We start from the raw sequence: 22,038 nt of genomic DNA on the forward strand, positions 1-22,038 counted from the left end.
ACTATGAACACGCCCCCAGTCACGCAACGACTCGAACACCTTCGCAAAGCGATGGACAATCAGGCGTTCGCCGCTTACATCGTCACCAACAACGACCCGCATTCCAGTGAGTATTCCGCTGATCATTGGCTGGCGCGGGCATGGATTTCCGGTTTCAACGGTTCGGCGGGCAATGTGGTCGTCACCGGCGATGGCGGCGGCCTGTGGACGGACGGTCGTTACTTTATTCAGGCGGAGGAGCAACTGGCGGGGTCCGGCCTCAAACTGTTCAAGGCCAGGCTGCCGGAGACGCCGACCATTCCTCAATGGCTGGCCGCCACCCTGCCAGAAAACGCCCGCGTCGGTGTGGACGGCCGCTCGATCAGTCGCGCATTTTATCAGGAGCTGTTGGACGCCTTCGCGCCCAAGTCGATTCAGCTGATTCTGGACCAGGATCTGATCACGCCGCTCTGGTATGACCGTCCTGCTCGTCCCAAAGCGCCGGTGTTCAACCATGAGTTACGTTACGCCGGCGTGGACGCGCAGGAGAAAATGCAGCGCATCCGCGACTGGATGACGGAGCAGCAGGTGGACGGTCTGCTGGTCTCCACGCTGGATGATGTGATGTGGGCGCTGAATATTCGCGGCGGCGATACGCCCTATTGCCCGATTTCCGAGTCCTATCTGCTGGTCACCGCGCAGCAAAGTCAGGTCTTCATGGATCGCGACAAGTTGCCGGAAGCGGTGGAGTGCACTCTGGCGGAATATGGCGTGACGGCCCATGGCTATGAGCTTGTCGTCGAGGCCGTGAATCAGCTGCCGGAAGGCTGCAGGCTGGCTATCAATCCCGCCAGCGCCAACAGCTTGTTGGTCAACCAGATCAAGCCGGAGATCACGCTGGTGGAAACGCCCTGCCCGGTCACCGACATGAAGGCGCAGAAGAACCCCACGGAAATGGAGAACTTCGAACAGGCGCTGCGTCTGGACGGCGTGGCCATGGTGAATTTCATGTACTGGCTGCAAACCCAGGTTCCCGGCGGCAAGGTGACGGAGTTGTCCGCAGAGGCGCAGCTACGCGCTTATCGCCGCGCCACGTCCAGCTATATCAGCGACAGTTTCCGCACCATCGCCGGGTTTGGCCCTCACGCCGCGAAGATGCATTATTCCGCCAGCACTGACAGCAACGCCACTGTGGATGAAAGCAACTTCTTCCTGGTGGATTCCGGCGGCCAGTACCCAGGCGGCACCACCGACATAACCCGCACCTTTCATTTTGGAACGCCCACCGCGCAGCAGCGCAAGGACTACACCCTGGTGCTCAAGGCGGTGATACGGCTGACGCAGACCGTGTTTCTGAAAGGGGCCACCGGCGCCAATCTGGATATCATGGCTCGGGGCATGTTGTGGCGTCATCGCATCGATTACAAATGCGGCACCGGCCATGGCGTCGGTCTGTGTCTGAACGTGCATGAAGGCCCGCAGAATTTCTCGCAGAACCCTAAAGAAGTCGCTCTCAAGCCCGGCATGGTCATCACCAATGAACCCGGCGTCTACCGCGAAGGCGAGTACGGCGTGCGCATCGAGAACATCATGAAAGTGGTGGAGCTGGAAGAAAACGAGTTTGGCGTCTTCTATGGCTTCGAAACCATCACCCTGGCGCCCATCGCCATCAACGCTCTGGACCTGTCCATGCTCAGCACTGAAGAAACTGATTGGCTCAACGCTTATCACTGGCGCGTTTACGAAGCGCTCAGCCCTTATCTGGAAGCCTCACAGACCGCGTGGTTGAGAAACGCCACCAAACCGGTTTAACGGCCTCACTCCACAGATACCAAGACCCGGCGGACAAGTCGCTTTTCCGGCTATTTGTCCGCCATCGGCTGGGCCTGTTTCATGTTCGGGCCCAGTCACCCGCGGCTTGACGCCGCCCAGACGCATTCATGCGTCCGGTTACCAGCATGGCGCCTTCTCGTCATGTTGGTAAACAAGTAGTACAGGTAGTAGAAGTACAAGAAGGTCCATCCATGTATTGCCCGGCGTTCGCCGGGCTTTTTTTGCGCATTTGCCCCCATTCCTGACCGTCCCTCACCGTCTCTGTTCACCCCGAAAGCGCAAACTGTCAGCGAACAATATCGGGCGCTTACTGCCCGCGCACAAATTCGGTCCGCCAGTTTTGGATATGGGTGAGATAACGCTCACAGGCGATATCCAGTTCCGCATCCATCAGGTAGTCGGCCTGATACACCACAAACGGATCGCCCCAGGGCAGACGGCAGCGATTGGCGGTCGCCTGCAGCGGCGTCAGCAGGGTTTCCATGGTGAAACGATTCCGCCCGCGAGGCTGATAAGCCGCCTCTGTATTGCCGGCGGTGGCGGCGACCATGATAGGCGCGCCTTCGAAGCGGCGCCCAGTGTTTTCGTAATCCAGGTAATACATGTGGGTCAGCACGAGATCCTGCCAGCGCTGCAACAAGGGCGGCGTGGAGTACCACTGAATAGGAAATTGCAGAATCAGGCGCTCGCTTTGCAGCAGTCGTTCAATCTCCGTGGCGACGTCTATACGCTCATCCGGATACAGCCGATTCATATCCACTACATCCAGGTTATCGAGGGTTTGCGCCGCCGCCATCAGTGCAGCGTTGATGCGTGAAGGTCGATAACGGGAGTGGAACATCAGCAGAGTGGTTTTCATGTTGGGCGGTCCTTTTCAGTTCGGTTTTCAGTGCGTTGTAGCGCGTTGTTTCAATAGGACCTAGCTTGCGTTACCGGCTTATATTAATCTAATCGATAGTTTATATATTTGATTATTCGTTTTATGAATTTACGTGGCGTCGATTTAAATCTGTTGGTGATTCTTGATGCGTTAATGGACGAGCGTCATGTCACACGCGCAGCGAAGCGCCTGCACTTGTCGCAACCGGCCACTTCCAGCGCCCTGGAACGCTGTCGCCACCTGTTTGGCGACCCTCTGCTGATTCGCGGTCGCGGTGAGATGCGCCTCAGCGCCAAAGCGGAATCTCTGCGCGAGCCGATCAAGGCGTTGTTGGCCCAGGCGGAGCGTGTGATTAATCAGGCGGATACGCCCCTGGCGGAGCTGCGCCAGACCCTACGCATCCTGATGGCGGACTTTCCCGTTTCCGCGCTGTTGGGGCCGCTACATCAACGCCTGCTGACCAGCGCCCCCAACCTGGATTTGATCATACAGACCTGGCATGGCGCCAAGTCCGCCCTGGAGCAGCTCGCCAAAGGAGAAGCCGACCTGGCCGTGTCGGTGTTCCCCAATGTCGGCGCCTCATTCCGCTGCGTTGAATTGTTGTATGAAGACTATTGCGTGCTGATGCGCAAAGACCATCCCGCCGCCCAGGACTTTAACCTGCAACAATGGCTCGCCTATCCCCATGTCCTGGTCTCCGGCCGCGGCGACGCCGACAGCCCCGTCGACCAAACCCTGCAAGCCCACGGACTACGCCGCCGCGTCGGTCTCGTCGTCCCCTACTTCCAAATGGCCCCCGACCTCGTCGTCCAATCCGACTACATCGCCCTCCTCCCCACCCACTGCGTCCCCCAAGACACCACAAAATTCACCGTCCTCCCACCCCCCATACCAGTAGAAGGCTTCCCACTGCACTTGGCGTGGCACGTGAGACGCCAGGGGGATCAGGCGGTGAGCCATGTGGTTGAGGTGATTCGGGAGGTTACTGGGGGGTAGTTGTGTAATTATCCCCCCATACACCTAGTTCCACAGAGCCTAACTCGTTATGTTTATTAAAAATATAAATATACCCATTAAATGTAGAAGCAAGAAAAATTAAAACTTCTATACTTTAATGAGCTCAACCATAGACATGATACGTTTGGCATCTTCGTACATACGTTGGTATCTCAATTTCTTATCACCGACTTCTGACGTCATCCGAAAGTTAAATGTCAGATAATAGTTATTGGTTAATGGGTAAGCCCAATAATAAGTAATACCAGTTCCTGGAATTCCTTCTCCGTCAATGCAATATTTCAACCACTGCACTCCATTGAGAGACAATTTCTCATATGTTTCAGGCAATTTTACAAGCAAAGGAGATAGTCCATATCCATGAGGGTTTTCTTTGCGCTTGTTACGTTTTTCCCAGTTGACTCCTACTTTGCCATCATTGTTGCTCTCCGTTTCGTAGTACTCCCAATAGTCCCTTTTTAAATATGATTCAAGGCTATCAAGGCAACCCTCTTGAAGTGGGGTATGGTGTTCTACACAGTTTACGTCAATGTATAAGCACACACGGCTAAGTTGACCGAAATAGCCTTGTAGGAACGCGCCCTTATAGGCCCACCATTCAAACTCCATCCGTACGAATGTGCGATTGTATTCTTTTTCGCAACCATAAGAATTGAATATGTCGCTCCCCAGATTGACTTGTGCGGGTCTTGGCTTCTTGGGTCTGCCGATTTCAATAGTGTTTCCCGGCAACTTATACCCTAATCTGTAGTCACCTATACCGCACTCCTTTGCGGTTAGATTTGAAAAATTCGGCCCTTTACCGGTTATAAGCGGCCTCACCAGTTGCTTGATCATGATATGCCAAATTCCTTCATAGTAAGCTTCGCCAACTTTTCCGCTCTCTTGTGATAACCGTTCATCTGTAAGTGGCGAATGGCTGACTCTCTACTGAGATAGGGTAATGTATGTGGGCTGGCTTCAACAGGGCGCTTATCACCAAATACTAAATCTATATTACTTAAACTACGCCAAAACGCGCGAGGCGATAGGTCATTGAATCCCGCAAGGTTAGGCACAAGGTCGTTGGGATGATCCCGTTTAATCTCATCTATGGTCATACCCGCTTTCATAAAGGCATTCTCTGCACGTGTCTTTTCATTTCCACCCGCATGTATAGATACCCTTTGCCCTTTCAGGCTAATGCCACGCATATTTACTAGTTCTACGGCGCGAGTCAGAATAATGCCTCCCTGACTGTGAGCGGTCCACTTCCGCGTTATGCCTTTCTGCTGAGTCTCTATCATCGTAACCGCCAAGAATTCAGCCACTTTTGTGGTTGAAACTTTGTCCTGAATACACTCGAAAAAGTCGAAAACCGCGCCTCGGGTTGGGTTATACACTAACGTATAAGATTTCGCGTAGTCTTCCCAATAAGCTGTGTCCACATGAACACCCATTAACCATCTGGCTTTGCCTAGGTCATTTGACATTCCGTTAACGGCGACATGTTCTGTATTAATTGTTCTAACTAGCTGAGGCTCACCCCATGCTCTTTCTAGTTCAGGGATGCTATCGGGGCCTATCTCTTCATGCCAGCGAACACCAGAAGTACGCTGTACCTCAAACAACCCCATTTGCTGCATTTTCTTTGGCGTCTCAAGATTTGTAGCGCCTCGCTCCAACCTCATCCGGTTAATAACTATCATTTCTGGGTTCACGTTGTACATGAAGCTGATTCCACCCGGACACATCTTTTCACGCATGAACATAGGCTCTTTCTTGAACCCCTTACTATTCCATCCATAGCCACCGTCACTGGTCAGTTTGAGCGCCTCATTGTAAACCTTCGTTCTATCATACATGTTCAGAGTGCGCATGAAGGTATCGGCTTCTTTGGTGATCATCAATTTCTTGCCAGCCTTCTTTTGCTTTAGATTCCATGAAGGCAGAGGGTTTTCCAAGTCGATAAGCTGGTGTTGGGCGGGGAGATTGCTTTCTTGCATGGAGCTTTCCTTAGTTGAGTAGAAAAGCAAGAATGCTAGCAATATTCACCACCATGCCAATTACCCGCTTGACCGAGGCCTATTGACTGATAGGGCAAACCCTAAGTTAGTTCAGTAGGAGGGCTTCGCCAATTGAGTATCAGAATCCGTGGCGCCATGCTCCCAATCTCTCAACGCAGTTTTGGGCATCCATGCAGAAAGCGGGTATTCACATTAAAGACATTCAATCTAAATTCAATAAAGTCAAACAGATAAACACTAAGAACTTATAATGATTGATACCTGCGGCGCGTTTAGATGCGGTTATTAACCCGAACAACACTTCCCGCTATATTTGGCGTGGCGCGAACTTTCTTTGAGTTTGTACAACATCACAAATCATTACGTTCAATATCCTCAAGAAAGTCACTGACATCATAATTCACGCTGAAGCCCTTTTTGGCCAGTAAGCCGTGAAATTCGAACTCGGAAATCCCCGCGATTTTTCCAGCGAAAGCGCCGTGAATGCCACGGTCTTTGTACAAGGCGATCGCCAGTAGTTCCAGCGCTTCTTTCTCTGTGAGCTGTAGTTTTTCGGCTAATTCATCATCTATTTCGATTTTCAATTCTCGCCCTCATTCGATAAGTACTCTTTTCGGATATCAGGTCGTACCTTAGCTCATGACGCCCCCTCAGTCCCCCCTCTCCTTCAAATAACCCGAGTTAATCATCTGATGTTTAATCAGCGCCTGGGATTTTTTCAGGGCGTCGTCGATGGTCATTTTGTTTTCCAGGATATTGGCGAAGTGGAGGCTGATTTGTGCGCCGAATGAGGAGAATTCGTTGATGCTGACGTATTGCGCGCCGGTGTACGGAACCGGGAGTGCGGTGACTTTGCTGACGTCCGAGCGTTCGATGGCGTTCAGGACCTGATGGGAAAACGGCGCGGCTTGGTGGTAGGCGGGGTTTTCGTAGGTGGATCTGCGGGTTCCGGGGGGGACCGCCACCCAGCCCTTGGTTTTCGCCACGAGGTCGATGTATTCCTTGGAGGTGGCCCAGGTAATGAACTTCTTCGCCGCCGCTTTGTGTTTGGACGCCGCAGGAATCGCCAGCGACCATGCCCACAGCCAGCTTTGATTCACCTCACCCCTCGGCGCAGGCGCAAAACCTGTCTTATCGCTCACCTGGGAGAATTCAGGATTATAAAGAAAGCTCGCCGCCACCGTGGCGTCGATCCAGACGGCGCAATGGCCTTGCGCGAACAGATTCAGGCTTTCCCGATATCCCAGACTGGTGGGGTGCGGCGGGCCTTTAGTGGTAATCAGATCAACATAATAAGCCAGGGTCTGACGCCACTCTTTTGAATCCAGTTGCGGCGTCCAGTTCATATCAAACCAGCGCGCGCCAAAGGCATGCGCCAGGGAGGACAACAGCGCCACGTTCTCTCCCCATCCAGGCTTCCCTCTCAGGCATATCCCGTAAACCTGATTTTCAGGGTCATGCAGGGTTCGCGCGATCAGCTCAATATTCGCGAAGGTTGGGTGTTCGGGCATCTCCAGACCGGCTTTTTTCAGCAGATCTTTGCGGTAATAGGTCATGACGCTCTCGCCATAGAACGGCAGCGCATAGAGCTGTTCTTTGTAGGCAAGCGACTGCCTGACCGTTGGCAAGATGTCATCGATACGATAGGCCGTCGGCAGCGGATCAAGAGGAGATATCCACCCGTTGCCCGCCCATAAGGGGACTTCATAGATGCCGATGGTCATCACATCGAACTGGCCGCCGGAAATGGCGAGGTCGCCCAGCAGACGCCGCCGCAAAGTGCTTTCATTGATGATTCGCCAATCCAGTTCGATATCCGGGTTCTGCTCTTCAAACACCTTCGCCAGTCCCTGCATGATCACCATGTCAAGATTGTTCACCGTGCCGATAACCAGCCTGATTTTGCCATCGCCGCCGTCCACTTTGGGGAGCAGGCCATACTCAAAACGCAGCCGGTCCAGCGTCCCGTCCTCGCGCATTTGTCTGAGGCCCTGATTGAACGCCGTCACCCACTTGTCAGCGGATGCAAGACGGATTGAAAAGGCGATATGGAATTGCTTGTTGGCGAGGGGCGGATAGACAAAGTCCAGCTTCCCGATGTAGTGCGGTCGGTAACCGACGATCAGGTCCGCCGCCGTGAACTTATCGATCAACACAAACTGGATGCGGTTTATCGCCAGCTTGTCGATGTTTTGCAGTTCGCTGGTGACTTCCTCGATTTGAATGCCGGGAATGTTGCGCAGCTCCTGCAACGTGGATTCGCCCCGGACCTGCCCGATGACGCCGCCGGACAGGCCGCTTAGCGCTTGCATTAAATTTACGGAGGGAGGAACGGAATACTGAAAGTAATTGTCCTTGCGCTTCAGAATCCCGATGGAGTCTCCCGGGAAAGGATCGCTCAGCCGGAACTCCTGCTCCGGGAAGACGCCCGCATAAACCGGCACAACGCCGTCAACCTTGCCGCGCTGCGCCATTGCGTTGGCTCTCGCCCAGGGATGAAACGAGATATGGACGGTAACGCCGGAGCGCTTGAACGCCTCCGTCACTACCTCATGGGCATAGCCGTTCTTCCATAGATTCACGCCGATGTAGGGCTCTTTCTCCCCGCTTACCAGCTCGACGACCGGTTCCGCTCCCACCGCCGACATCCACCCGCAAAGAAACAGGCATAGACAGCGCTTTATTACCGTATGCAAGGCCATTTGCTCACCTGATGAGAAAGAGCTTTTAGCAAGTCTTATCAACCAGGGCCGGTTTTTCAAGGCCATAGGCTATTTCCTCCAGCGTCGCCTCTAACGACATTCCCTATCAATCCTTATTATTAATATGGCAATGATATTGGCATGTTAATACTCAGGCGTATGGATGCGCCTGCGCGGCGATTAGCCGCTGGAGACAGGGCCTGACATGTGCAGGCTCTGTCGTTGCAGACAAATAGAAGGAAGCTATTTGTCTGCCTGATTAGTAGCAACTACGCCATTTTTCCTCAATACGCGTCAACGCCTTTCTGGCGCAACCTTTCCGCAATGTTGTGCGACGCCTGCACGAACTCGGACATATGGGACAATTCCTGATCCAGATTGATCGGCTTGCCGGTGAGCTTTCGCTCCAGCAGGACGGACAGCTTTTTACCAATAAAGTCGCCAATCTGCTGGAACTCCTCCACCTGGATGAACTGAATGCCCCGGTATGGAACCGGCTGAATGCTGGGGTTTTCGAAATCGGCGCTTTTGATGGCTTTCAGCGTGATATCCGCGAAACTGGCGTACTCGCGATACGAAGGGTTTTCATACAAAGCGTGGCGGGCGCCCGGCGGCGTCTGCGAGATGCCGAAATTGCTTTCCACCAGCCGATGATATTCATCAGAAGTCGCCCAGCTCACGAAACGCCAGGCCGCGTCTTTATGGAGAGACCCCCGCGGCACGGCGAAGCCCCATGACCACAGCCAGTTGGTTCCCCTGTCGGTGACCTGCGAAGGCGCTGCGGCGTATCCCACCTGAGAATAAAAGGACGCCTGGGCGATGGCGCCGCCGGCGGCGGTGGAGTCCACCCAGATATCACACTGGCCTGCGACAAACGCCTGAAGATTTTCGGAATAGCCGTTGTTCCAGGAAGACGCCAGACCGTACTCCGCCATCATGGATAAATAGTATTCGATAGTCTGATTCCAGGCGGGCTCCGCCAGCGCCGAACGCCAGTTTTCATCGAACCAGCGGCCGCCAAAACCGTTCAACATAGTCGCCAGGATAACGATGTTTTCACCCCACCCCGGTTTGCCGCGCAGACACAATCGCCCATGCTCGCCTTGCGACGCCTGCTTCAACTGCGCCAGTGTCGATTCGACGTCGCGCCAAGTCGGCTGCGGCGGCATCTGCAGGCCATAGCGACTCAGCACATCCTTGCGGTAATAGGTAATGGAACTTTCGCCATAGTAGGGCAAGGCGTAATACTCGCCGTCGTAGCGAAACCCGTCGATGATCTCCGGAATCCACTTCTTCATCTCGTCATCGGATTGATAGGCCGCCGGCAACGGCGACAAACGCCCTTTACTTCCCCATATCGGCGCTTCAAACAGGCCCAGGGTATAGACATCGTATTGGGCGCGCTTTTGCTTACTGTCGCTGGCCTGCATACGTCGCAACACGCTCTCATCCACGATCTTCCAGCTAATTTGAATGTCCTGATTCTGTTCTTCGAAATGGCGCGACAGTTTCTGCATATTCAACATATCCGCATTGTCGACGGTGGCGACGACAATCTCGACCGCCTGGCTTGGAACGCTTGCGAACAGCGTCGCCAGACTCAACATCAAATGCCTTACAAACGGATATTTATTGCGGTGCTTCATGGCGTTTCTCTCTGTTTAAGGAAACTTCCCGCCGCGGCGATCCATGCCTGCAACGGCGAGATATTTTTGCAGGCGACAAGCGGTCCTGGCCCAAAAACGCGACGGCTTCGGGCGGATTAACTTGTCAGATTGAAGGTTTGGATATCAGGAAAACAGGCAGCGTCGTCAGTTCGGTTTTTGACGTCGCAAAGTTAGCTCCGCCGACGGAACAACAAAAGGAAACGGACTTATCCGCGATGACAGAAGGGACTGAATGCCAAGGTGATAGCTGAAGACAAAGAAAACGTCTGTATCTACTTTCATGACGGCGCCTTTGTTGTATTTATTCTGATAACAACCTGTCTCACTCCCCCGCCAAACCGCTTAAACCAGCGCTCGCAGGAGAGCTTGGGAGTGCAGTCATTAGACAACGGGCGCATGACAAGCACAAATACTAACCAAGGGAATTACCTGTACATTTTTGTGCATTGTCGTTATCTGTTGCTTCCGGGGTGGCCCGCCGAAAAACCAAACCGGTTAATCCACGCTACACTATCTGTGCAGGTCAGTTTCCCTTATCCACCCGATAAACAAATCGGCATGTCAGCGGTCCCCCTATGAAAGCACTCGGCATCATCAGCATCCTACTGGCGCTCCTCTACGTCGCCTACCTGTCCGTCGAACACAGCGAAGAAGCGGAGCGCCAGAAAGAGAAAGCCGAACAGCAGATCGATCAGGCGCAGAAGCAGATTGAAGAGGCCATGGAGAAGAATCGGGAACGGTTGGAGCAAGGGGCTCAATAAGCTGACTAATCCTGGTCTTGCATCCTGTTCCCCGAACTGCTCCAAAATCTGTTATACCAGCCGGCGATTGAACTGGTGATATCCCTCATCGCTCAGCCACACAATCCATGAGTTTAAACAACCATTTCATCTTAAGACGGCCTTAATGCCCTGTGGCGTTTAATACCGTTTCCTGAACCAGGAATCGACAACCTCACCCACACTCAGCAACAAAAGAACAATCGGGGCATGACGTTGAAAAAGTTCTCTCTGCTAACCAGTGTTTTCATGTTTTTAACGGCATGCGCTGACTCGCTTGGCTGGATATCCAGGCCACAAGATCCTAAAGACAGGAATTATCGTATTGAGCAGGTGCGATTTCAGGGCGGCGACGCGAATGTCACGCTGGCCGGGGAGTTAACCCTGCCCCTGGGGCAAGGGCCGTTCCCGGCGATTATATTGATTACAGGCTCAGGCCCTCAGGATCGCAATGAGACCATCGCCAGCCATAAGCCTTTTCTGGTTTTGTCGGATTTCCTTACCCGCAATGGATTCGCGGTGCTTCGTTATGATGACAGAGGCGTTGGCGAAAGCACCGGTACGTTCTCAAGTGAGAACAGGTGGAAGCCCACCCTATCAGATTTTACGCAAGACGCCGCCGCTGCCTACCGGTTCATGCAGAACATCCCTGCAATCAACCAGGAAAAGATCGGTTTTCTTGGTCATTCGGAAGGCGGCTATATCGCTTCCGCGGCGTCGGAGTTTGTTCCCGCCGCATTCATGATTTTTCTCGCCGCGCCCGCCCTTCCCTTACTTCCTGATGTGATGGCCACGCAAGTGGCGGATATCGCGCGCTCGCAGGGTAAATCTCAGCAGGACATAGAACGGGAGAAAGCGTTATGCAGGGACCTTACGGAGATTCTGAGAACAAGCCCTTCCGTAGCGGATGCAAGAAGCCAAATAGAGAAACGCTTGCAGTCCCATGGCCTCACGCAAGCGGAAATAAAAGCCAACATGGAAGTATGGGGTTCGGATTGGGGACGTCATTACGCAAGTTACGATCCACTTCCTGTATTCAGGCGCTTTAAAAACCCCGTTCTGGCTCTGTTTGGCGGCAGCGACTTGCAAGTGTCGGCGGCTGAGAATGCGCCTGTCATGAAGCCTGTCCTGACTAACCCAGAATCCGAGGTGCTTGTATTAGACAACCTCAATCACCTGTTTCAACCTTCGGAAACAGGACGGATAGAAGACTACATATTGATCGATACAACGATTGATACCAGAGCGTTGAATGCGATCAGCGAATGGCTTTCTGGAATCTTGTAAGCGTGAATTTTAGAGGGCTTATTCATGTCACTAACTAATCGACCATACTCGTCACATTAACTAAATACAGGCCCACACCACGAACCTGACCTGTTCCGGCTGATAGCGGCCGGCGTCGATCAGCGCTTCAATCAACTTAATAACAGGTCCCCACTGAGTCCCGGCAAGGCGCCCGTATTCCTCAGCGAATGCTGGTCTCAGTAGTTCCGAGTAATACAAATGTGTGTAGCCAAAGTGCTCGTTAGCGCAACCTTTCTCTTCACTCTCAAACGCTTTGATATCCTGAATATCCCTGAGGGTTTGATAGCTGGGGTTAGCGGGCAGCCCTCTTTCCATTGCGATAGGACAGACGTCTTTCCAGCCATTTCCGATGCCGAAAAGTAAAACAGAGCCTATGTCGCACACGTCGACTAACGGTGAGATGTTCAGGAGCCCAAACCAGTGCTCACTGTCATCTGCGCTATGGCTATAGTAACTTCCACCCAACCATCGATATCAATGCCCATATCAGTCCCCCAGGCCGTTATCAGACTTGCTCTCCATACCCTCCCCACGCAACACCTCCTCCAACTCCTTCCGCACAGGCATGGGCGTGAACGCGTTGACGTTGGCGCCGCCGGTGTTGCCGATGGGGAGGCGGCCGGTCAGGTGGCCGAGTGGGGTCAGGAACAGGCGCCAGAGTTGCCCGAGGATTTCGCGTTGGTCCCGTTTCGCCCACCCTACCCGCAGCATCCAGAGGTGGACGTGAAAGTGCCAGCCCAGGCGGCGTTGTCCCAGGACATGGGCGTTTTCCAGATGCGTAAAAGCAGCGTCGAGGCGGCCCTGGCGCCAGTTATCCTGCGCGGCGTCCAATTCTGCGGCGAACGCTTGTTGCAAAGCCGTAGTCATCATTCATCTGTTCCCATATAGGCGCTTAAAGCGGAAGGACATTACGTTTATTGAGGTTAAAGGTTCTCGTCTTCAGTAGATCACTCACGAAAGCGGACGCCAAGCCCTTCTTCATTGTAGCGCCGCCTCCGCTCCCGGCAATCTGGCGCCCCTCTCGCATCCTGCTAGACTTTATCGTTACACGGCGGTTTCTTCCGTCCTACTCTCCAGATTAATTTATTGATCGAAGTAGAGAGCACAGCGACTAATGATCAAGCCTCGAAAGGAGTTGTCACAGACAAATACGTCAGAGCGTCTGCGCCATTCCGCCCGCGTCGACCTGTGTTTGAGCATCGCGATTGTCACCGGATTGACCGCCCTGACCAGCTTATTTCAGATTGATCTGCTTGAAGGACTTTACGAGTATTCCCGGGCTCACGAAAGCTGGGAACTGGATGAGATCATCATAGCCCTTGGCTGGATCGGAATCGTCGCTGTGGCTTATGGCGTGCGCCGCCTGCAGGATATCAGAACCCTGAACCTGGAAATCGCTTCTCACGCCTATTACGACATTGTGACGGGCTTGCCCAACCGCGTGCTCGCCATCGACAGACTCCATCAAATGCTCGCCAGCGCGCAGCGCCGTGATTCACAGGTGGCGGTGCTGTTTCTGGATTTTGATAATTTCAAAGCCATCAACGATAACCACGGTCACGCCAAAGGCGATATGTTGATCAAAAGCGTTGGCGAACGCCTGTCGCAACAGATTCGCCAGGGCGATACCGTCGCGCGACTGGGCGGCGATGAGTTCCTGATCCTGATTGATCTCGGTACCTCAGAGCGAGACATCCTTCCCACCGTATCGCGCATTGTCAAAACGCAGAAGCAGCCTCACCTACTGGGAGGCATTGAGGTCACCGTCGGTTTCAGCGTCGGCGTTGCGCTGTTTCCCAAGGACGCCAATACGCCGGAGAGTCTGTTGAAAGCGGCGGATATGGCCATGTACCAATCCAAAAGCGATGGCAAGGGACAAGTGCAGTTCTATTGCGACGACATCGGCGCCCGACTCACCGAGCGGTATAAGCTGGAAAGAGGCCTGAAGCAGGCCATCCAGAACAAGGAGCTCTATCTCGTCTATCAGCCGCAAATCGATCTGCGGCAGCGTCGGGTGATCGGTTATGAAGCCCTCTGTCGCTGGCGTCATCAGGGCGATCATGTTCCCCCGGATATCTTCATCAAAATCGCAGAAGAAACTGGCGTCATTCATGAACTGGGACGCTGGGTCATGCAAACCGCGTTGGCGCAAAGCAAAGCCTGGACCAATAAAAAAGAGGCGGTCATCGCCGTCAACGTTTCCGCCCGCCAATTACAGCGGGACGACTTTGTCGACGAAGTGCGGCGAATATTGGAGGAAGCGCGAGTACCGCCACATCGCCTGGAACTGGAAATCACCGAAACCATCGCCGCCTCTGAACACGCTTCTAACCGCAGAAAACTGCAGGAGCTGCATTTGTTGGGCGTCAAAATTTCTCTGGATGACTTCGGCACGGGCTACTCGTCGCTAGTGAGGTTACGCGAACTGCAAGTCAATCAGCTCAAGATCGACAGAAGCTTTGTGTCCGGCACGGAAGACCTGGAGGTCAACAGGCAGATCATCAAGGCGATTATTTCTCTGGCGGAAAGCCTGGATCTAACCGTCATCGCAGAAGGCGTCGAAACAGCCGAACAAATGGAAATGCTGCGGCAGTTCGGCTGCGACTATGTGCAAGGCTATTTCTTCAGCCGACCGGTGCGCGCCACCGAGGTAAGCGAGACTACACGCACCATCGAACACACATCCGTGAACAGCGTCAACGCGGACAAATAGCGCCGACAACTCCGTAACGCTACGTAGCTTCCAGCATAAAATTCCGTAGCGCTCCTCATCTCCCCAAATCCAAATGCAGGCATATAATTATTAATCAGGCAGACAAATAGCTTCCTTCTATTTATCTGCAACGACAGGACCTGCACATGTCAGACCCTGTCTCCCGCGGCTAGCCGCCGCGCAGGCGCACCCATGCGCCTGAGTATTAACATGCCAATGTCATTGCCATGTTAACAATTGTCGCGCCCAACTCACGCCGAACGAGGAAGATGAATATGCGGGTCAATCAGCCTGTCACCGGCCGCAATCTGGAACTGCCGCCGGACGCCAATATCCTGTCCACCACTACGCCGGACAGCCACATCACCTACGTTAACCCGGACTTCATCAAAATCAGCGGGTTCTCAAAGGAAGAATTGGTAGGCCAGCCCCATAACATCGTACGCCACCCCGATATGCCGCCCATGGCGTTTCAGCACATGTGGCAGACGCTGAAAAGCGGCCGCTCCTGGATGGGGCTGGTGAAAAACCGCTGCAAGAACGGCGATCACTATTGGGTCAGCGCCTACGCCACGCCCATCACCAAAGACGGGCGCACCGTGGAATACCAATCCGTTCGCACCAAACCCACCAAGAAACAAGTGGACGCAGCGGAGGACCTGTACGCCCGCATCCGCGCCGGCCAAACTCCGTTGGCGTGGCGGCTGCCGCGGTTGGACGTGCGTCTGAAAATCTCCCTGCTCTCCACGCTCAGTCTGATTCCGGTTCTGCTATTCCTCTCGTACATGTTGCCGATCAGCGTTTCCGACACTCTTATCATGGGTGTCTCATTAGGCCTGTTGAACGTGTTGTTTATCTATCTGTGGCTATCTCCGTTGCACAAGCTGGTGCTGAAAGCCCGCACGATTTCCGATAACCCCCTAAGTCAGGTGCTTTACACGGGGCGTCACGACGAATTTGGCGAGATCGAGTTCGCCATGGCCATGGCGCAGGCGGAGACCACCGCCGTCATCGGGCGCATGGCCAACGCGGCGGATCAGCTGGAATCCCTGACGGAAGAACTGGTGTCGGAAATCGAGGACTGCAATAACAAATCCAACGGCCAGCAATCGGAAACCGATCAGGTGGCCGCCGCCATCAATCAAATGACGGCGACTATTCAGCAAGTGGCCGCCACCACACAGGAAGCCGCCAGCGCAGCGGATCATGCCGATCAGGAAACGTCCCAGGGGCAGGAACTGGTCACCAGCACCAAACGCATCATCAGCTCACTGGCGGATGAGATTCATCAGGCGGCGGAAGTGATTCATCAACTGGACAGACACAGCAAAGAAATTTCCACCATTCTTAACGCTATCCAGGATATCGCTGAGCAAACCAACCTGCTGGCCCTAAACGCCGCCATTGAAGCCGCCCGCGCGGGAGAAATGGGACGCGGCTTCGCCGTAGTGGCGGATGAAGTACGCCAGCTCGCCTCGCGCACGCAGCAATCCACCACTGACACCCAGCAGATGATCAATTCCCTGCAGGATGGCGCCCGCTCTGCAGTGGCCGCCATGGAGAAAAGCCGCGAGAAGGCCAACCACAGCGTGGACCACGCCCATCAGGCGGCGGAAAAATTGACCACCATCGGTCGCCGCGTCAATCAGATTTCAGATATCAGCACCCAGATCGCCAGCGCAGTGGAAGAGCAAGGCGCGGTCAGCGAAGGCATCAACAATAGCATCGTCGCCATCCGGGATACCGCCAGCGCCAACGCCACCGTAGGCCAATACAATCGCAAGCGGGCGGAGGACGTGGCGCAACTCACCACCGCATTGCAGGAACTCGCCAAACAGTTTTGGAGCAAGCGACGCCAATCATAGCCAACCATAATCTTTGCATGTGCGCTGTCCGCGTCTGCCCTGGATCAAGGAGCGTTCAGCCAGTGTGTGGAGGCGCAGGCTTATCTGTCGCGTTCAGTGAGTTTACCCAGTTTGCCGAGCGCACCCTCGATAGACTCTCTGACCACCGATGAGGCTTCTCAGCAGCCACGATGGCTTCATCAGGCCAGCGTCCCACAACGTCGCAGCGTACTGTTTATTTGCGTTACTCAGTAGTGAAATAAAGGCGGCGCGGATTCTTTAAGGAGTCTGGCCTTGCCGGACAGAGCGCGTCAACCAACACGTCGGTGACTCGAGGGTAAGAAATCCAGGCGTGAGTTGTTCTAAACGTCCTCCTGACGATCAATTCTGTGAGTGTCGAAACGACGGAGCCTCAGGCTGAGTCGATTTTCTTCACCACATGGATCAAACGCTCCACCTCCGTATAGCCCAGAGCCGTATGCGCTTGCAGACTGACTTCATTATTGACCAGCATATCGCTGCCGATTTCCCGCAGACCGCGATCCAGGGCCCATTCTTCGGCGGCGTCCATCAGGCGGCGGCCGACGCCCTGGCGACGATGGGAAGGGAGCACATACCAGCCTTCCACATAGGCGACAGGATGACTGGCGCAGCCTTCTCCGTATGAGCGCAGACCGGCTTCCAAAAAGCCCAGCATGTCGCTGTTATCGTCGATGGCGACAAAGGTGGCGAGGTCCGGCATGCTGAAGTAGGCGAGAATTTCCGCTTCGTGTTCCTGCGGCGGGGTTTCCGGCCAGAGTTCCTGACGTAAGGCCAGCCACTTGGCTTTGTCGGCCTCCATGACATATCGGATTTTCAAAGGTTTATCTCCCGTTTTCCGCATGCGTACAGGCAGAGTCTTTCAGGAGCGGCTTTGTTTTGTCAAAGTAATTTTCACCATTTGTTCCCAGGCCAACGCGCATCAGCCTGGGAACGCTTGCACGGGGGCGCTTCAAGCGCATCCCCCGGCCGTCAGTCATCGCAACTGCATTCTCCGTCCACGTCCACATCTTTGCAGGAGATGGTAGCGCCGTCTTTGCAGTGCAGTTTTCTCAACTTCACCGTGCAGACATCGGCGTATTTGCAGTTCAGATCAATTTCGCCGCCATGCACCGAGATGTCCTTGTAGGTGACGTTTTCAATGCTGGAGCGGGCGTTTTTATCGCACTTGCTGCTGCCCGGGTCGTCACAATGATCATTGTGGTAGTCCGTTTTGATCTGGATCGGCCTGCTGGAAATACGCTTCACCAAACTGTCTTTGAATTTGATGTTTTCCACCTTGCCGTTGGCGTACTTCTGCATTTTGATGCGCAAGCCGAAGCGCGAGTCCATCACCGTTACATTCTCGACTTCCACATCTTTGACCACGCCGTTCATCGCGATCGAGCCGATTGAAAGGCCATGGCCGTTGTGACAGGTCACGTTGGAAATGCGCACATTGGACGAGTTGGCCTTAACGGCGATGCAGTCGTCGCGACTGCGGATCTCCGAGTCCTTGATGCTGATATCGTTCCCGCTGATATCCATGCCGTCCAGACTGCAGGAGCTTTTTGACCCGGTATGGTGAGTGTTGATGGTGACGTCTTCAATTTCGATGCCGCCGCGGGAGTGTTCGACATGCAGGTTAAAGCCAGGCCCGTGGGATAAGGTAATGGACTTCACCAACAGGTTTTTGGAGCCTTGCAGATCCATCATGATAGGCCTGACTTTGCCGGAATAGTCGCCACAGTCTTTGTCTCCCATCCAGGTATTGTTGCGACCATCGATCTCGCCATCCCCGGCAATCACCACATTTTCCAGGTTTTCTCCTTTAAACAGAGGCGGAAACCGCTTCTCGCCTTTGGGTATCGGCGGCCAGTCATCTTTGGAGGGCGCTTTCAGCTTGTGCAGAATATACAGATTCAGGTTGCTGCAAAGCTGGATTGGCACGTCCTGGCCATCCACTTTGGAATCCTGATTGTCCATAAAGACAAACTTCTTCACCGAATCTCCCACCGCGCAGCAATTAGCGATGGCGGAAGGCAGATTGTAGTTATAGTCCGACGCGTAACAACACATGTTTCCCGGCTCTGAGCAGACTGGATTTTCATCCGCCTGCGCGAGACTGCTCCACAAGAAAACAACAACAGCGAGTAATTTTATCCATATCACCCTGTTCATGATGATTCCTCTTCCTGCCATTGAGTGTTTGAGGTTGTATCCTTGGAAATGGCGAGTCGCCATCTGCGATGCGCTCTGTCTTACCTCCTTTCATAGAGTGATGAACAAGACTCTATTATCTCCTCCCCACCTTCGCCACGTCACACATCGATTAGACATATTGCGCATAAAACGCCCAAGGCTAACGCGTGATTTTTCTATGGGGTCAATCGGGATTCTCTTCGCCGCCTTGAGGAAAGACAAAGACTTCATCTCGGCGATGAGATCGACAGGCGAGTGGGTATAAAAATAAAACAAGAAAACACTGCGGCCAAGCTGGCTTGCCAAACCGCAGTGTTTAAGAAGAGGCTTTCCCTCTCCTAAAGCGTCGCTACAGAGAATTCAGGAACTGTTTTAGCGCGTTCCGATCAGCCGGACTCAGCGCTTCGTAATTCTGACGGCTGCCGCTGGCTTCGCCGTCGTGCCAGAGAATCGCTTCGTCCAGGGTTCTGGCGCGACCGTCATGCAGGTAACGCACGTTTTCCTGGCCGCCTTGCACAAACTTGAGGCTGCCCAGTCCCCACAACGGCGGCGTGCGCCACATGGACGCCGCCGCGTCGCCTTGCGGCAAGGTGTCGGCCAGACCAGCGCCCATGTCGTGCAACAACAGGTCCGTATAGGGGTGGATCGTCTGGTTGCGCAGTTCCGCCATGGGATGCGTGTTTCCGGTCTTCAGGGTCGCGGTGTGACAGGCGACGCAGCCCGTTTGCGCAAACAGGTCCTTGCCCTGACTGATCCGCTCTGGATTGACGTCATGCTCCGGGGAAACCCGAATCCCGTCAGGATAGCCGCTGCGCAGACTGCGCTGCGCCGGCACGCCCAACAACGCCAAATACTGGCCGACGCGATCCATTTCTTCGTTATCGACATGGGTGTCGGCGGCATTGTCACGACAGTCCGCCTCGCTCTTCTGACAGGAGCGTGAAGGATAAGTTGGCGTGGTGACGCCCATGTCCTGCAGGAACGCGGTTCCCACCTGATGACGCAGGCTCAGTTTGGAAGCCTTCCAGCCAAAGCGTCCCAACTGCACCGCGCCGGTTTCGGGATTCTTGATCCAGTTGGGCTGACCGCGCACGCCATCGCCGTCCGCGTCATTTTCGTCCACGCCCGCAAGAATCGTCGCTTCCGAAACGGCTTCCAACAGTCCCATACCGATTACCTGAGGCGCCTGCCGCACGGAATACAGTTCTGGCGTCGGCCCTTGGAAGGCGTAGTAAGGTTTACGCAACTCAACCACTTCGCCGCCGTTCAGTTCCTTTGTGGTCACTTCATAATGGCTGAGATTGACGGCGTAATTCTCCTGTCCGGCGTCTTTGGATTTTTGCAGTACATTGAAGCCATAGAAAGGATCAGGCGCAGCGCCATCCTGAGAGCCAAACGCCGCCGTCAACACTGAATAACCTTCCAAAGCCTGTCCCGCCTGAATGGGTTGACTGCGGCCATTGCTCTGGTGACAGCCGATGCAGCTCTCGTTGTTGTAGCGGGGCCCTAACTGGCCGACATGGGCGCTGAACACCGGGTTGGTGTTAGAGAACTCAGAGTGCTCGCCAGAGGCGAATGAGGTATGGAACAGGCGTCGCCCTTCCACGAAGCGTTGGCTGTTCTTGATACCGATGTTGTTCGCCATCTGCTGGAACATCCGGTGGGGCTCTTCCGAGTAGTTGTAGGACACGCTCGCCTGCCCGCCCAGCAGGGTTTCCGGCGGCAGCGGTTCGGAATCCAGGTTGGGAGCGATTCCATACCAGGGACGCATGCCCTTGCCCACCACATAAAGTTGTTCGAAAGAGTAATAGCGCTCTCCCCCGCCGTCGATCACCGGGGTCAGCAAGCGCGGCGCCGGCGCCAGTTCGATTTTGTCGCCAACCTTCAATGGGCTATGGGGTGAGGTGCGCCAGTTGGAATTGAAGTCCATCATGCATTCGCGCTTACCCGCGTGGCAGATGGGCTGGCCGCCTTCATTGGGATTATTGAAGCCGTAGTTCAGGGACCAGCCGAAGTCTCTCACGTTCGGGTTTTCGATGTTGCGAAACAAACTGAAGGTCGTGCCCCGGAAGGTATTGGCGTTCACATGCAGCCAGACTTCGATCTTATCGCCGCCGGCGGGAACCGAGTCGCGAATTTCCAGTCCGAAGGTGCGGTTCTGGAAGTAGAACGGCGGAAACGTGAGATAACGCCCCGGCCCCTGATCCGGCGCATCCCAGGGCTCGCCCCGTTCACGGGCGTGACGTTCGGTAGGCCGGGCGCCCATCAGGGTGACCAGCGTGCCGTCCGTATCCACATACTGAATCCGCTCCAGCACCTCCGTACCTTTGGGATACAGCGGCGCGAAGGCGGCGGGCAGGTTATCCGGCAAATCCGGTTCATTCGGCTCGTCGGGACCATTTGGATCACCGGGGCCGCCAGGTTCATCCGGGTCGTCCGGCCCTGACAGCGGCGTTCCGTAGACCTCCAGGTCGAAAATAGAGTACCCCCAGGCATTGCCGCGACTGCGCTGCGTGGCGAATATGCGCACGTAGCGATAGTCCCCGCTGACATCCACCGTGTCAGTGCGATCGCCGAACACGCCGCCGCTCTGGGCGGAAAGCGTGGTCCAGGTTTCGTTGTCGTTGGAGCCTTGGATTTCATAGGTTTCCGGGTTCGCCGCCTCCCAGTCGATGACCACCTGCTCCAGGCTGGTCGCCTGCCCCAGATCCACGGTCAGCCAACTGGGCGACACGCCATGGTTGGATTCCCAGCGGGAACGGCTGTCCGCATCCACGGCCAGCCTCGCCTGGCGCATTTCCGTGCTGGCGAATGTGTTTTTTCCCGTCGCCAGATTGACGGCCGCCTGCGCGGCGGGAAATGACGCCGCCGCCGCGGCGACGCCGATAAGTGTTCTGGCGAGCTTGCGCCGAAGCGCATTGTGGTACGAATCATTCGTACGCATTTTGACCTCCTTTTAACGCTCCCGTTATTTGTTTTTTTCAGGTTGTCTGAATCTGGTCATGAAAATTCACAGCGGTGATTAAGTGATGATCGAATAATGACAACGCTTTCATTTAGATCTCAAAAGCTACAAAAAACAAATACAAT

Annotated in this window: 17 protein-coding genes; 6 read left to right on the forward strand and 11 right to left on the reverse strand. The window is 54.5% G+C overall.

Features of this window, described 5'->3' with window-relative positions; translation table 11 throughout:
* The first annotated feature begins 3 nt into the window (after window positions 1-3).
* Complete coding sequence (locus tag O5O45_RS10940; RefSeq protein WP_305905257.1) at window positions 4-1,791, forward strand: aminopeptidase P family protein; 1,788 nt, start codon at window positions 4-6, stop codon at window positions 1,789-1,791.
* Window positions 1,792-2,119: 328 nt separating this feature from the next.
* Here O5O45_RS10940 and O5O45_RS10945 read toward each other — a convergent pair whose 3' ends face one another.
* Window positions 2,120-2,671, reverse strand: a complete 552-nt coding sequence (locus O5O45_RS10945; RefSeq protein WP_305905258.1) for an NAD(P)H-dependent oxidoreductase — start codon at window positions 2,669-2,671, stop codon at window positions 2,120-2,122.
* Between the two features lie 123 nt (window positions 2,672-2,794).
* On the opposite strand from O5O45_RS10945, the gene O5O45_RS10950 reads away from it, so the two are divergent.
* Window positions 2,795-3,688, forward strand: coding sequence for a LysR family transcriptional regulator (locus tag O5O45_RS10950; protein ID WP_305905259.1), 894 nt, complete (start codon window positions 2,795-2,797; stop codon window positions 3,686-3,688).
* A 108-nt stretch (window positions 3,689-3,796) separates the two neighbouring features.
* Here the strand turns inward: O5O45_RS10950 and O5O45_RS10955 are convergent, their stop codons facing one another.
* The 5 genes from O5O45_RS10955 to O5O45_RS10975 form a co-directional block, all read right to left on the reverse strand.
* A complete protein-coding gene (locus tag O5O45_RS10955; RefSeq protein ID WP_305905260.1) occupies window positions 3,797-4,546 on the reverse strand; it encodes a hypothetical protein in 750 nt (249 codons plus the stop codon).
* Window positions 4,543-5,694 carry a hypothetical protein gene (locus O5O45_RS10960; RefSeq protein ID WP_305905261.1) on the reverse strand — a complete coding sequence of 384 codons (1,152 nt, stop codon included), beginning with the start codon at window positions 5,692-5,694 and terminating at the stop codon, window positions 4,543-4,545. Before O5O45_RS10960 ends, O5O45_RS10955 begins: the two co-directional genes overlap by 4 nt.
* A 371-nt stretch (window positions 5,695-6,065) precedes the next feature.
* Window positions 6,066-6,299 carry a UPF0175 family protein gene (locus O5O45_RS10965; protein WP_305905262.1) on the reverse strand — a complete coding sequence of 78 codons (234 nt, stop codon included), beginning with the start codon at window positions 6,297-6,299 and terminating at the stop codon, window positions 6,066-6,068.
* 66 nt (window positions 6,300-6,365) lie between these two features.
* Window positions 6,366-8,483 (reverse strand): extracellular solute-binding protein, encoded by a 2,118-nt coding sequence (locus tag O5O45_RS10970; protein ID WP_305905263.1) that lies wholly within the window; start codon window positions 8,481-8,483, stop codon window positions 6,366-6,368.
* 218 nt (window positions 8,484-8,701) lie between these two features.
* Window positions 8,702-10,063, reverse strand: a complete 1,362-nt coding sequence (locus O5O45_RS10975) for an ABC transporter substrate-binding protein (protein ID WP_305905264.1) — start codon at window positions 10,061-10,063, stop codon at window positions 8,702-8,704.
* 596 nt (window positions 10,064-10,659) lie between these two features.
* On the opposite strand from O5O45_RS10975, the gene O5O45_RS10980 reads away from it, so the two are divergent.
* Window positions 10,660-10,845, forward strand: coding sequence for a hypothetical protein (locus O5O45_RS10980; protein ID WP_305905265.1), 186 nt, complete (start codon window positions 10,660-10,662; stop codon window positions 10,843-10,845).
* A gap of 228 nt (window positions 10,846-11,073) precedes the next feature.
* On the forward strand, window positions 11,074-12,150 hold the full coding sequence (locus tag O5O45_RS10985; protein ID WP_305905266.1) for an alpha/beta hydrolase family protein: 1,077 nt from the start codon (window positions 11,074-11,076) through the stop codon (window positions 12,148-12,150).
* Between the two features lie 60 nt (window positions 12,151-12,210).
* Here the strand turns inward: O5O45_RS10985 and O5O45_RS10990 are convergent, their stop codons facing one another.
* Both O5O45_RS10990 and O5O45_RS10995 read right to left on the reverse strand, forming a co-directional pair.
* Entirely contained in the window at window positions 12,211-12,486 is a 276-nt protein-coding gene (locus O5O45_RS10990; protein ID WP_305905267.1) for a nucleoside monophosphate kinase, read from the reverse strand.
* Window positions 12,487-12,657: 171 nt separating this feature from the next.
* On the reverse strand, window positions 12,658-13,041 hold the full coding sequence (locus tag O5O45_RS10995) for a DUF3703 domain-containing protein (RefSeq protein WP_305905268.1): 384 nt from the start codon (window positions 13,039-13,041) through the stop codon (window positions 12,658-12,660).
* Window positions 13,042-13,285: 244 nt separating this feature from the next.
* On the opposite strand from O5O45_RS10995, the gene O5O45_RS11000 reads away from it, so the two are divergent.
* Together O5O45_RS11000 and O5O45_RS11005 are read left to right on the forward strand one after the other, a co-directional pair.
* Window positions 13,286-14,884: a putative bifunctional diguanylate cyclase/phosphodiesterase gene (locus tag O5O45_RS11000; protein WP_305905269.1), complete on the forward strand. Its 1,599-nt coding sequence runs from the start codon at window positions 13,286-13,288 to the stop codon at window positions 14,882-14,884.
* A 275-nt stretch (window positions 14,885-15,159) separates the two neighbouring features.
* Window positions 15,160-16,749 (forward strand): methyl-accepting chemotaxis protein, encoded by a 1,590-nt coding sequence (locus O5O45_RS11005; RefSeq protein ID WP_305905270.1) that lies wholly within the window; start codon window positions 15,160-15,162, stop codon window positions 16,747-16,749.
* Between the two features lie 391 nt (window positions 16,750-17,140).
* Here O5O45_RS11005 and O5O45_RS11010 read toward each other — a convergent pair whose 3' ends face one another.
* The 3 genes from O5O45_RS11010 to O5O45_RS11020 form a co-directional block, all read right to left on the reverse strand.
* A complete protein-coding gene (locus tag O5O45_RS11010; RefSeq protein WP_305905271.1) occupies window positions 17,141-17,587 on the reverse strand; it encodes a GNAT family N-acetyltransferase in 447 nt (148 codons plus the stop codon).
* 152 nt (window positions 17,588-17,739) lie between these two features.
* Window positions 17,740-18,927: a glycosyl hydrolase family 28 protein gene (locus tag O5O45_RS11015; protein ID WP_305905272.1), complete on the reverse strand. Its 1,188-nt coding sequence runs from the start codon at window positions 18,925-18,927 to the stop codon at window positions 17,740-17,742.
* A gap of 370 nt (window positions 18,928-19,297) precedes the next feature.
* A complete protein-coding gene (locus O5O45_RS11020) occupies window positions 19,298-21,892 on the reverse strand; it encodes a di-heme oxidoredictase family protein (RefSeq protein ID WP_305905273.1) in 2,595 nt (864 codons plus the stop codon).
* Window positions 21,893-22,038: the final 146 nt, after the last annotated feature.

It is taken from the genome of Hahella sp. HNIBRBA332, assembly GCF_030719035.1.
GTDB lineage: Bacteria > Pseudomonadota > Gammaproteobacteria > Pseudomonadales > Oleiphilaceae > Hahella.